The 11,632-nt window shown below is 68.9% G+C and carries 11 protein-coding genes; 6 read left to right on the forward strand and 5 right to left on the reverse strand.

Annotated features, from left to right (window positions below; translation table 11 throughout):
- The first annotated feature begins 39 nt into the window (after positions 1–39).
- The gene (locus SLQ31_RS20040; protein WP_413642590.1) at positions 40–789 is read left to right on the forward strand and encodes a sulfite exporter TauE/SafE family protein; all 750 of its coding nucleotides are present in this window, start codon (positions 40–42) and stop codon (positions 787–789) included.
- Here SLQ31_RS20040 and SLQ31_RS20045 read toward each other — a convergent pair.
- The 3 genes from SLQ31_RS20045 to SLQ31_RS20055 all read right to left on the reverse strand — a co-directional run bounded on the left by SLQ31_RS20045 (position 731) and on the right by SLQ31_RS20055 (position 3,204).
- Positions 731–2,059 (reverse strand): acyltransferase, encoded by a 1,329-nt coding sequence (locus SLQ31_RS20045; protein ID WP_319435735.1) that lies wholly within the window; start codon positions 2,057–2,059, stop codon positions 731–733. The genes SLQ31_RS20040 and SLQ31_RS20045 overlap by 59 nt on opposite strands.
- A 48-nt stretch (positions 2,060–2,107) precedes the next feature.
- Positions 2,108–2,611 (reverse strand): hypothetical protein, encoded by a 504-nt coding sequence (locus SLQ31_RS20050; protein WP_319435736.1) that lies wholly within the window; start codon positions 2,609–2,611, stop codon positions 2,108–2,110.
- Positions 2,612–2,709: 98 nt separating this feature from the next.
- A complete protein-coding gene (locus tag SLQ31_RS20055; protein WP_413642592.1) occupies positions 2,710–3,204 on the reverse strand; it encodes an NUDIX domain-containing protein in 495 nt (164 codons plus the stop codon).
- Between the two features lie 80 nt (positions 3,205–3,284).
- On the opposite strand from SLQ31_RS20055, the gene SLQ31_RS20060 reads away from it, so the two are divergent.
- Together SLQ31_RS20060 and SLQ31_RS20065 are read left to right on the forward strand one after the other, a co-directional pair.
- Complete coding sequence (locus tag SLQ31_RS20060; RefSeq protein ID WP_319435738.1) at positions 3,285–4,685, forward strand: acyl-CoA synthetase; 1,401 nt, start codon at positions 3,285–3,287, stop codon at positions 4,683–4,685.
- Positions 4,682–5,029 carry a VOC family protein gene (locus SLQ31_RS20065; RefSeq protein WP_319435739.1) on the forward strand — a complete coding sequence of 116 codons (348 nt, stop codon included), beginning with the start codon at positions 4,682–4,684 and terminating at the stop codon, positions 5,027–5,029. The genes SLQ31_RS20060 and SLQ31_RS20065 overlap by 4 nt, the downstream gene beginning before the upstream one ends.
- Here the strand turns inward: SLQ31_RS20065 and dapD are convergent.
- Positions 5,026–6,015 (reverse strand): 2,3,4,5-tetrahydropyridine-2,6-dicarboxylate N-succinyltransferase, encoded by a 990-nt coding sequence (dapD, locus tag SLQ31_RS20070; RefSeq protein ID WP_319435845.1) that lies wholly within the window; start codon positions 6,013–6,015, stop codon positions 5,026–5,028. The two genes, SLQ31_RS20065 and dapD, sit on opposite strands and share 4 nt — an antisense overlap.
- 2 nt (positions 6,016–6,017) lie before the next feature.
- On the opposite strand from dapD, the gene dapE reads away from it, so the two are divergent.
- A complete protein-coding gene (gene dapE / locus SLQ31_RS20075) occupies positions 6,018–7,082 on the forward strand; it encodes a succinyl-diaminopimelate desuccinylase (protein ID WP_319435740.1) in 1,065 nt (354 codons plus the stop codon).
- Here the strand turns inward: dapE and SLQ31_RS20080 are convergent.
- Positions 7,067–9,130, reverse strand: a complete 2,064-nt coding sequence (locus SLQ31_RS20080; protein ID WP_319435741.1) for an ATP-binding protein — start codon at positions 9,128–9,130, stop codon at positions 7,067–7,069. The two genes, dapE and SLQ31_RS20080, sit on opposite strands and share 16 nt — an antisense overlap.
- Positions 9,131–9,201: 71 nt before the next feature.
- Here SLQ31_RS20080 and SLQ31_RS20085 point away from each other — a divergent pair, with 71 nt between their 5' ends.
- Complete coding sequence (locus SLQ31_RS20085) at positions 9,202–9,771, forward strand: TIGR00730 family Rossman fold protein (protein WP_319435742.1); 570 nt, start codon at positions 9,202–9,204, stop codon at positions 9,769–9,771.
- A 54-nt stretch (positions 9,772–9,825) separates the two neighbouring features.
- A complete protein-coding gene (fadD6, locus tag SLQ31_RS20090; RefSeq protein ID WP_319435743.1) occupies positions 9,826–11,616 on the forward strand; it encodes a long-chain-acyl-CoA synthetase FadD6 in 1,791 nt (596 codons plus the stop codon).
- Positions 11,617–11,632 lie beyond the last annotated feature (16 nt).

Consider the following 11,632-nt stretch of genomic DNA (forward strand, 5'->3'; position numbering starts at 1 on the left):
GGGAGTGCCCGATCGGGTCACGTGAAGAAAGGCTCCCCGCTGAGCGCACTGGACGTCATCACTCTGCTGATCGCCGGGGTGCTCGGCGGATTGACCGGCAGCATCGCCGGATTCGCGTCCGTGACAACCTATCCGGCTCTGCTCGCCATCGGGCTCCCGCCGGTGGCGGCGAACGTCACCAACACGGTGGCGCTGGTGTTCAACGGAATCGGCTCGGCGTGGGGTTCGCGACCCGAACTCGCCGGGCAGGGCCGATTTCTCATCCGCAGTGCACCATTGACCGTTGCCGGCGGCGCTGTCGGTGCGGTGCTGTTGCTGACGACCCCGGCGGGCGCCTTCGAGAAGGTGGTCCCGGTGCTGCTCGCCGTGGCCGCGGTGGCGATCGTCGTGCCGTCCGGCACCCCGCACCCGGGCCGGCGCCGGCGGGCGGTGGTGGTGGGCGAGATGGTCGCGATGTTCGGGATCGCTATCTACGGCGGCTATTTCGGCGCTGCGGCCGGTGTGTTGTTCCTGGCGTTGCTGCTCAACGCCGGTGCGGGCAGCCTGGCCCACGCCAACGCCGCCAAGAACATCCTGCTCGGGGTGGCCAACACCGTGGCCGCGGTGCTATTCGCCGTGCTGGCGCCGGTGCACTGGATGGCGGTCATCCCGCTGGGCGCGGGCTGCCTGATCGGATCGCGGCTTGGCCCCATCGTGGTGCGGCATGCCCCGGCGACCCCGCTGCGCATCCTCATCGGTGTCGGGGGGCTGGCGCTGGCCGCCAAACTCGGTTTCGACGCCTATCGGTAGGCGCCAGCGCTACCAGGACCACGCCGACGGCGAACCCGACACTCGCCGCGATAGGGAAGCGCCCGTCGGGTGCGAAGCCGAGTGCGGCGAACACCGACATCGTGACCGCGATCGCGACAGTGCCGGCGAACAGCAGCACTTCGCCCAGCCGGGACGGTATCGGGACCGCGACGGTCGGCAGTGGCGCGGAGAACAGTTTGCGCCCCCACCACAACAGCACCAGCTCGACGACGGTCACCACGGCCAGGATGGCCACCCACTCCAGCCGGAACCACCACCAGGCCGCCGTGCCGAGCGTCGGTTGGGGCAGCAGCCCGGTCGGATACCCGGCCAGCGCCACGATCACCACCGGAACCATGTGCCATAGGTAAAGCGCCATCACATTGTCGTTGGCGATCACCAGAATACGTTGGGCGCGAGCCGATTTCAGCATCCGATTCACCGCAGGGGCGGCGGCAAGTGCCAGCCCGGCCTCAACGCCGCCGAGCGCAAGGAGCGCCAGGTTCGGCGGCCCGGTGTTGTCCACCACCGCGCCGGGAACGCCGATCATGCTGACCGGGTAGGGACCGACGGTGACCAGCAGCGCCAACACGATCGCCGAACAGACCGCGAGTGCGATCGCCGCGCGCCGGCACAGTGTGCCGTCGTGAAAGGCGATCCCGAGCTGGTAGAGCATGCCCCACACCAGCAGATAGTTCAGCCACCCGACGTACGGCAGGTGGGCTCCGATGGTGGCCACGTCCAGCACCGCGACGGCGACCGTCATGGCGAACGGCACCCACTTACCCCAGCGCCGATGCGCGGCCACCGCCACCGGCGTCAGCGCGACCACCAGCACGTAGATGCCCAGGAACCAGAGGTGCATGGCCACTGCCCAGGCGCCGAAGTCCAGTTCCGAGCCCGCCACGCCGACGCCGAAGAGCACCGCCACGACCAGCAACGCGAACACGACGTAGACCGCGGTCGGTCCCACGGGGCGGACCAGCCGGCGACGCAGCCACGCCTGCCTGGATTCCTCGGCGCTGCGGTGGGCCCACGACACGGCGCTGGCGTAGCCGGCGACCACGAAGAACACCGGCACCACCTGGAAAATCCAGGTCAGCCACTGCGTCCAGGGCAGGTCGACCAGCGGGTTGTCCCGCCAGAACGCCCCATCGGAAAAGGTCAGCGACGCCGCCATCCAATGCCCCATGACGACGAACAGCAGGGCGCACACCCGATAGAGGTCCATCGAGTGGTTGCGCACCGTCGTCGTCGCAGTGTCCGTCATCGATCTCCCCGTCATCGATCTCCATTGTGCGGAATCGGCGCGGACACCTCAGGCCGGGACGGCGCTGACCGGCATGACGACGGTGCCGCGGCAGGGTCCCTGCGCGATGTCGGTGTGCCAGGTGCCGCGCAGGGATCCGTCGGGCTGCGGCGCGTAGAACGCCCACGACGTGGCGGGGCTCCATTGCTTCTGGTAGCCGTCGCCCAGGAAGCAGTCCCATACCCAGTCGTAGGTGGTGGCCCACTCGGACCCGTTCCAGGTGTAGCGGGTCGGCTGGGGGATGGTCGGGTTACCGGGCGCCGGGCCGTCGACGACGGTGGCGACGCAGGCGCCGCCCGCGCAGGCGGTCGACAGCGTGAAGACAGCGCCGAAGTCGTTTTCCCTCTGGCGGGTCGCCGGGCTGGTGCCCGCCTTCTGCGAGGCATAGGTCACCATCTGAAAGGGCCCGTTCCAGGCCAAGGGCTGACCGTGCGCCGAGGCGGGGGATAGCAGTCCCGCGGCGCAGATCGTCGCCGTTGCTAGCAGCGTGGCACCCCAACGGTGGCGGCTCATGACTCCTCGGAACGTCGTTGCGAGTAATCAGCGTAGCCGTCAGAAAACCTCATCTGTCACATCTGCCCCACGGCGAGCCGGTCACGATTCGGCCACCCTCAGGCTTCGAGACGCTCCCTGAGCAGCAATTGCGTGTACGCCGCGAGCGACTGAGAGTCGGTGACCTCCCCGGAGGAGATCATCTCCTCGAACCGGCTGCGCTCGAACCACTCGAAGTGCATGTCCTGCTCCTCGTGCTCCCGCTCGGGTTCGCCCTCGGTGATGTCGGTGGCCAGGAATACCCAGCCGCGCTGGCTCATGATGCCGGGAGCGACGTCGAGATGGCCGATCAAAACCAGCGAGGCTGCTGTCAGGCCGGTCTCCTCGCGTAGCTCTCGCGCCGCCAGATCGCTCGGTTCGATGTCAGCCTGATCCGGCACGGTTCCCATCGGAAACTCCCAGCGGCGCGCACCCATCGGATAGCGGTACTGCTCCACCAGAGCCACCCGATCTCCGTCGACGGCGATGATGAGCGCGTAGTCCGGCCTGTCGACGACGCCATGGATGCCGGGGGAGCCGTCCGGTCGTTCAACGATGTCCTCCCGCACGGTCATCCATTTGTTGCGGTACACCTCGCGCGACGAGATCTGGATGATGGGCTTCACCACGCCAGTATCCCGGTAGCGTCGACGGCGTGCTGCTGGCCTCCCTGAATCCCGCCGCTGTCGCCGCCGGAGCCGATATCGGCGACGCCGTGCGCATCGACGGCGCCGTGCTCTCGCGTAGTGATCTTGTGGGCGCGGCCACCTCGGTCGCCGAGCGAGTCGGCGGCGCCGGCCGGGTGGCCGTGCTGGCCACCCCCACCGCGACGACGGTGCTCGCTGTCACCGGCTGCCTGATCGCCGGCGTGCCCTTCGTGCCGGTGCCCGCCGACGTCGGGGTCGCCGAACGCGCGCACATCCTGACCGACTCGGGCGCTCAGGCCTGGCTGGGGGAGCAGCCCGCCGATCTCGGTGGCCTGCCGCACATCCCGGTCCGGCTGCACGCCCGGTCCTGGCATCGGTATGCCGAGCCGCCACCGCACGCCACCGCGATGGTGATGTACACCTCCGGCACGACCGGCCTGCCCAAGGGTGTGCTGATCAGCCGGGGCGCGATCGCTGCCGACATCGACGCCCTGGCTCAGGCCTGGCAGTGGAGTCCCGACGACACCCTCGTGCACGGGCTGCCGCTGTTCCACGTGCACGGCCTTATTCTCGGGTTGCTCGGCTCGCTACGGGTGGGAAACCGCTTCGTGCACACCGGAAAACCCACCCCGGCCAGTTATGCCGCCGCCGGTGGCAGCCTGTATTTCGCGGTCCCCACGGTGTGGTCGCGGGTGGTGGCCGACACCGCCGCCGCCACCGCGCTGGCCTCGGCGCGGCTGCTGGTGTCGGGCAGTGCCGCGCTGCCGGTTCCGGTGTTCAGCCGCCTCACCGAACTGACTGGCCACCCGCCCGTCGAGCGGTACGGCAGCACCGAGTCGTTGATCACCCTGAGCACCAGGGCCGATGGCGAACGTCGCCCCGGCTGGGTCGGCCTGCCCCTGACCGGGGTGCAGACCCGGCTGGTGAGCGAGGATGGTTCGGTCGTCGAACACGACGGGGAAACCATTGGCAGCCTTCACCTTAAGACACCCACACTGTTCGATGGCTACCTGAACCGGCCCGACGCCACGGCCGAGTCGTTCGACCCCGACGGGTGGTATCGCACCGGAGATGCCGCGGTGATCGACGACGGCGGCATGCACCGCATCGTCGGGCGCGAGTCGGTGGACCTGATCAAATCCGGCGGCTTCCGGGTCGGTGCGGGTGAGGTCGAGACGGTGTTGCTTGGCCATCCCGGGGTCGAGGAGGTCGCCGTGGTGGGGCTGCCCGACGCCGATCTCGGTCAGCGCATCGTCGCGTTCGTGGTCGGCAACGCCAACCCGGACGAGCTGATTGCTTTTGTGGCCGAACAGCTTTCGATCCACAAGCGGCCGCGGGAAGTGCGGCTGGTGGATTCGCTGCCGCGCAACGCGATGGGCAAGGTCGTCAAGAAGGAGCTGATGAAGTGACGCTGCGGTTCACCGAGATCTGCATCGACGCCCACGACATCAATGCGCTGTCCTCGTTCTGGTCGACGGTACTGGGGTGGCCCACCGAACCGACCGAGGACGGCGACGTCCTGTTGCGCGCGCCGTCCGGCGACGGGCCGGACTGGTTGTTCGTGCCGGTGCCCGACGACAAAATCGTCAAGAACCGCATCCACTTCGACTTCACCCCCGACGATCAGCAGGCCGAGGTCGAGCGGGTGCTGGCACTGGGCGCGCGCCACGTCGACATCGGTCAGGGCGACGAGACCTGGGTGGTGCTGGCCGACCCGGAGGGCAACGAGTTCTGCATCCTGTCCGCCGACTAATTGGCGTGCAGCGCCTCATTAAGCGCGATGCCCTTGCCGTCACGGCTGACCACCTCGACCGCTCCGGTCACCGAATTGCGCCGGAACAGAAGGTTATTCGCGCCGGAAAAGTCCCGCGCCTTCACCGTCTTGCCGTCCGGGGTGGTGACCTTGGTGCCCGCGGTCACGTACAGGCCGGCCTCGATGATGCAGTCGTCACCCAGTGAGATCCCCAGGCCCGCATTGGCGCCCAGCAGGCAGCGCTTGCCGACCGAGATCACCTGGGTGCCGCCGCCGGACAGCGTGCCCATGATCGAGGCGCCGCCACCGACGTCGGAGCCGTCGTCGACAACCACGCCTGCCGAGATGCGGCCCTCCACCATTGAGGCGCCCAGCGTGCCGGCGTTGTAGTTCACGAAACCCTCGTGCATGACGGTGGTGCCCGGCGCCAGGTGCGCACCGAGGCGGACCCGGTCGGCGTCGGCGATCCGCACGCCGGTCGGCAGCACGTAGTCGACCATCCGCGGGAACTTGTCCACGCCGTAGACCGTCACGTGGCCGCGGCCGCGCAGCCGCAGTCGCACCTGCTCGAAGCCCTCGATCTGGCACGGCCCGAAGTTGGTCCACACCACGTTGGTCAGCACGCCGAAGATGCCGTCGAGGTTGAGCCCGCGCGGTTCGACCAGCCGATGCGACAGCAGGTGCAGCCGCAGGTAGGCGTCATAGGTGTCGGCCGGCTTGTCGTTGAGGTCGGCGATCACCGTGCGTACGACGATGGTCTCGACGCCGCGCGCCGCGTCGGGTCCGGCCAGTGCGGCCAGGTCTTCGGGGGCGTCGTCGGCTGAGAGTCGGGTGCTGCCCGACGGGCTGTAGGCGCCGAGATCAGGGTCCGGGAACCAGGTGTCGAGGACGGTGCCGTCCCCGGTGATGGTGGCCAATCCGAAGCCTGCAGCAGATGTCACGGTGCTCCACCGTAATACATGGGCGCGGCCCGCTAGCCTGGTCAGTTGTGTTGGACCTACAGGCTGACCCGATCGCGCTGACCGCCGCGCTCGTCGACATCCCGAGCGTGTCGCGCGACGAGGCCAGGATCGCCGACGAGGTGGAAGCCGCGCTGCGTGCGCAAACCTCCGGCTACGAGATCGTTCGCAACGGCGACGCGGTGCTGGCGCGCACGAACTTCGGCCTGCCCTCGCGGGTGGTGCTGGCCGGTCACCTGGACACGGTGCCGATCGCTGACAATGTGCCGTCCCGCTTCGAGGGCGACCAGCTGTTCGGTTGCGGCACATCGGACATGAAATCCGGTGACGCGGTGTTCCTGCACCTGGCCGCCACCATCGCCGAACCGTCGCACGACATCACGCTGATCTTCTACGACTGCGAGGAGATCGAGGCCTCGGCCAACGGCCTCAACCGGATCGAGCGCGAGCTTCCAGACTGGCTGCGGGCCGACGTCGCGATCCTGGGCGAACCGTCCGGCGGCTACATCGAGGCCGGCTGCCAGGGCACCCTGCGGGTGGTCATCTCGGCTGCCGGTACGCGCGCGCACTCGGCACGATCATGGTTGGGCGACAACGCGATTCACAAACTCGGGGCGGTGCTTGACCGGCTCTCGAGCTACGACGCCCGCATCGTCGACATCGACGGCTGCACCTACCGGGAGGGTCTCTCGGCAGTGCGGATCGAGGGTGGGGTGGCCGGCAACGTCATCCCCGACGCCGCCGCGCTGACCGTCAACTTCCGGTTCGCGCCGGACCGGTCACCGGAGGCCGCGCTGGCCCACGTGCGGCAGGTGTTCGACGGGCTCGACGTACACCTGGAGCAGACCGACGTGGCCGCCGGTGCGCTGCCCGGGCTGCACCACCCCGCGGCGGCGGCGCTGGTGGCGGCCGCTGACGGGCTGGTGCGCGCCAAGTACGGCTGGACCGACGTCGCCCGGTTCGCCGCACTCGGCATTCCCGCGGTGAACTACGGCCCCGGCGATCCGAATCTGGCGCACAAGCGCGACGAGCGGGTGGCGGTCGCGCAGATCAGTGCCGTCGCCGACACGCTGCGGCGCTACCTGACGGACTGAACCCCGGCCTCGGCCAATTTCGCCAGCGCACCCGCGGCGTGCGTATCGCCCAGCCGTGCGGCCTGGTCCCAGGCCCACACCGCCACTCCCAGCTGACCGCCGCGTTCGGCGCCACGGGCGGCTTCGCGCACCGCCTCGATCGCGCCGTCGCCGTCGTCCATCGCCGCCAGCTGCCAGGCCCGCGCCACCCCCAGCTCGGGGGCGAACAAGGCCGACTTGGTGCCGTGCCGCGCATCAGCGCGGCTCAGCACTTTGGCCGACTCGGCGACGTCGCCCTGCTGAGCCAGCGCGGTGGCCAGATACGTCAACGACAGCGGTCCCCAGGAATAGCCGGTTCGTTCCAGCGTCGCCGCGGCCGGACGCAGCAACCGCGCCGCGGCCGCCGGGTCACCCTTGGCGATCAGCACCTGGGCCATCAGCACCTCACCGATCGACCGGCCGGGCTGGGCCAGCTCGGCGAAATCGGTGAACTCACTCGCGGTGTCGTGTGCCGCGTCGGGCCGGCCGGCCATCAGCAATGTCGTCGTCTGTGCCAGGCCAACGGTGAACCGCAGCAGCCCGGGATGTTCGGCGCCCAGGGCCCGCTCCACCAGCGCGTCCACCTCATCGAACCGGCCCATCCGTGCCGCACACAACGCGGCCGCGCTGCCGGCCCACGCCACCGCCATGTCCTCGGCCTCCGGGTCGGCCAGCACGTCGCCGGCGATCTCGACGGCCCTGAAGAGGTTGCCTGCATTCATCGCGAAGGTCGCCGACAACGCGTCCAGGGTCAGGCGGTCGGCCGTCGTGCTGATCCGTTTGCGGATGTTCTGCAGGAACGCGGTGGCGCGCTCGGGTTCCGAGAGCATCCAGAACTGGTTGGCCGCGCGCGGCAATGCCCACGCCATCACCTCGGCTTCGGACAGCGCTTCGGCGTCGACGGCGGCCAGCACGGAATCCGCTTCGCGGCCGCGCCCCTGCCAGGCCAGCGCATAGCTCAGTGCGAGCCGCGCATCGAAGCGTTCGGAGCGTTGCAGCGCCGCACTGGCAAGCCGTTCGCTCACGCTCAGATCACCCAGCCGCAGCGCTTGCTGCGCGGACGCCACCACGTCGTCGACGGACTCGGGCGCGTCGCTGTCGAGGGCCAGCACCGCCCGGCCCAAGCGGTCGGCGAGGTCGCGGCAGGGCCGGGTGGCCAGCTGGGTCACGATCTCGGTGCGCAGCCGGCGGGCGTCGGCCGGGTCGGCCGACCGCGCCACCCGCTCGAGGAACAGTGGGTGGCCGGCATAGGCCATCGAGCCGAATATCGTTGCTGCCCCGGCTGTTTCGGCCTGCTCGATGCCCTCCTCGCTGGACAGCGCGGCCAGGTCGGAACGTGAGAGCGGCTCGTGCACGGCCAGGTAGGCCAGCGCCGTGCGCGCCGACGCGGGCAGCCCGGCCAGATACGCGTCGATCAGGGCGTCCAGCGAGGTCGCGACCGAGTGCGTCTGAGTCAGCATCCGCAATTCCAGCGGGTTGCCGCCGGTCCGCCGGTAGGCGTCTTCGCGCGGCTCGTCCAATGCCGCCAGCACGGCCTCGGTTTCGGCCTCGTCGAGCGGGCCGACGTCGAGGCGGGCCAGCAGGCCGTCGTCCCACAGCGCAGTTACCGCAGACGGCAGCGTGCCGCCGGCCCGTACCGTCACGATCAGCCGACCCTTGGCGTGGCGGGCCAACTGATAGACCAGGGTGGCCGAGAGCGGATCGAGCAGATGCGCGTCGTCCACGACGATCAACGTGCTGTCGGCTTGGGCCAGTAGGGAATCCAGCGCCGAGCGGATCAGCGCCGCCGGCTTGCCGACCTCGGTGACCTCGATCAGCGGCCCGAACGCCCCGAACGGCACGGCGGCCTGCGTCGCGGTGGCGATCACCCGGACCGGGTTCTTCTCGCCACGCCGCTCGGCGACCTGCTCGGCAAGCGTTGTCTTGCCGGTCCCGTCAGGGCCCACCAGAGCCACCCCGCCGTGGCTTTCCAGGAGTTCGATCGCACTGTCCACGGACTGGCGCGGCGCGAGAGGCCACCGAATCGGCATAGCCGGACTTTATTTGCCGGCCGGCCACCGGCAGGGCAATAGCCGTAAATCGGCTGCGTTAGGTTTGCCCCGTGCATCCCGGATCCGAGAACCGTGACGACGAGTGGGCGGTGTGTGTGTACTGCGCGTCCGGCCCGCGCCACCCCGAACTGCTCGACCTGGCCCGTCGGGTGGGTGAGGCGATTGCCGAGCGCGGGTGGACGCTGGTCTCCGGCGGCGGCAACGTCTCGGCGATGGGGGCGGTGGCCTCCGGCGCCCGGTCCCGCGGCGGGCGCACCGTCGGCGTGATCCCGAAGGCGCTGGTGCACCGCGAGCTGGCCGACGTCGATGCCGACGAGCTGGTCGTCACCGAGACCATGCGCCAGCGCAAACAAGTCATGGAAGACCGCAGTGACGCCTTCCTGACGCTGCCCGGCGGGATCGGCACCCTGGAAGAACTTTTCGAAACGTGGACCGCTGGGTACCTGGGTATGCATGCAAAACCGGTGGTGCTCCTCGATCCCGCCGGACACTATGACGGACTGCGGACCTGGCTGGCATCGCTGGTCGAGCCCGGCTACGTCTCCCAGGCCGCATTAGACCGGTTGGTGGTCGTCGACGATGTCGCGTCGGCGATCGAGGTCTGCGCGGCCGGGCTGTAGCGGGACGGGGTTACGCTGACCCGCGGGACGGGCGAGATACGGGAGGTGGCGCCGATGGCCGATAACGAGTCTGGTGCGCGGAAGTCGGTGGGACTGCTTGACCTTGCGACGCGGCTGCCGTCGGTGCTGATGGATGCGCCGGTGATCCTGCGTGGTGCGGTGACCGGCTTCCTGGCATTGCCGACCTCGAAGACCTCTATTGGCAAGGTGTTCCAGGACCGCGCCGCTCGCTCCGCTGACCACGTGTTCCTCCGCTTCGGTGACGAGAAGCTCACCTACCGGGAAGCCAACGAGACGGCAAATCGTTTCGCGGCGGTGTTGGCCGACAAGGGAGTTGGGCGCGGCGACGTCGTCGGCATCATGTTGCGCAACTCGCCCAACGCGGTGCTGATGATGCTGGCCGCGGTCAAATGCGGCGCGGTGGCCGGCATGCTGAACTACCACCAGCGCTCAGATGTGTTGTCGCACAGCATCGGTCTACTCAAAGCCACCGTGGTGGTCGCCGAGTCCGACCTGATCGACCCGATCAAGGAGAGCGGCGCGGAGCCGGGCGAGCTGATGACGATCGAGGACGTCGTCGAGCAGTCCGCAGGCAAGCCCACGGACAACCCCGCGGCAGCGTCGCAGGTTCAGGCCCGCGACACCGCGTTCTACATCTTCACCTCAGGCACCACCGGGCATCCCAAGGCCAGCGTGATGACCCACCACCGGTGGCTGCGCGCCCTTGCCGCATTCGGCGGGCTGGGTCTTCGGCTCAAGAGCGACGACACCCTTTACTGCCCGCTGCCGCTCTATCACAACAATGCGCTCACGGTCGCGCTGTCATCGGTGATCAACGCGGGCGGCACACTGGCACTGGGCAAGTCGTTCTCGGCGTCGCGGTTCTGGGACGAAGTCATCGGTATGCAGGCCACCGCGTTCATCTACATCGGTGAGGTGTGCCGCTACCTGCTCAACCAGCCGGCCAAGGACACCGACCGCGCCCACAAGGTCCGGGTCATCGCAGGCAACGGGCTGCGCCCGGAGATCTGGGACGAGTTCACCCGCCGGTTCGGCATCGGCCGGGTCGCCGAGTTCTACGCCGCCAGCGAGGGCAACACCGCGTTCATCAACATCTTCAACATCCCCAAGAGCACCGGGATCAGTCCGACGCCGCTGGCCTACGTGGAGTACGACGCGGAGACCGGCGAGCCGGCGCGCGACGAGAACGGCCGAGTCCGCAAGGTGCCGCCGGGCCAACCCGGCCTGCTGATCAGCCCGGTGAACAAGCTGTCGCCCTTCGACGGCTACACCGACAAGGAAGCCAGCGAAAAGAAGTTGGTGCGCAACGCTTTCAAAGAGGGCGATGTGTGGTTCAACACCGGTGACGTGATGAACCCGCAGGGCATGGGGCACGCCGCGTTCGCCGACCGGCTTGGCGACACCTTCCGGTGGAAGGGCGAGAACGTGGCCACCACGCAGGTTGAAGCCGCTCTCAGCGAGGACAAGAACATCGAGGAAGCCACGGTGTTCGGCGTCGAGGTACCCGATACCGGCGGGCGGGCCGGCATGGCCGCGGTCAAGCTGCGCGACGGCGTGGATTTCGACGGCAAGGCGCTGGCCGCGACGGTCTACGGCAAGCTGCCCAGCTTCGCGATGCCGCTGTTCATCCGGATCGTGGAGTCACTGGAGACCACGTCGACGTTCAAGAGCCGCAAGGTCGACCTGCGCAAGCAGGCCTACGGCAGCGACGGCGAAGAGATCGAGGACCCGCTGTACGTGCTGGCCGGTAAGGAGGACGGCTACGTGCCGTTCTACCCGGAGTACCCCGAGGAAGTCGCCTCCGGCGGCAGGCCCAAGGGCTGATCCCCTTACGCCCAAA

Origin of the sequence: Mycobacterium sp. RTGN5 (assembly GCF_033804465.1) — a bacterium.
Classification (GTDB): domain Bacteria; phylum Actinomycetota; class Actinomycetes; order Mycobacteriales; family Mycobacteriaceae; genus Mycobacterium.

Coding starts and splice junctions, on each gene's coding strand:
- SLQ31_RS20055 (WP_413642592.1), bottom strand. CDS start 3,204: ATGACCGTGCGGGAGGACATCGTTGAACGACCGGACGGCTCCCCCGGC.
- SLQ31_RS20050 (WP_319435736.1), bottom strand. CDS start 2,611: ATGAGCCGCCACCGTTGGGGTGCCACGCTGCTAGCAACGGCGACGATC.
- SLQ31_RS20080 (WP_319435741.1), bottom strand. CDS start 9,130: ATGCCGATTCGGTGGCCTCTCGCGCCGCGCCAGTCCGTGGACAGTGCG.
- SLQ31_RS20045 (WP_319435735.1), bottom strand. CDS start 2,059: ATGACGGACACTGCGACGACGACGGTGCGCAACCACTCGATGGACCTC.
- fadD6 (WP_319435743.1), top strand. CDS start 9,826: ATGGCCGATAACGAGTCTGGTGCGCGGAAGTCGGTGGGACTGCTTGAC.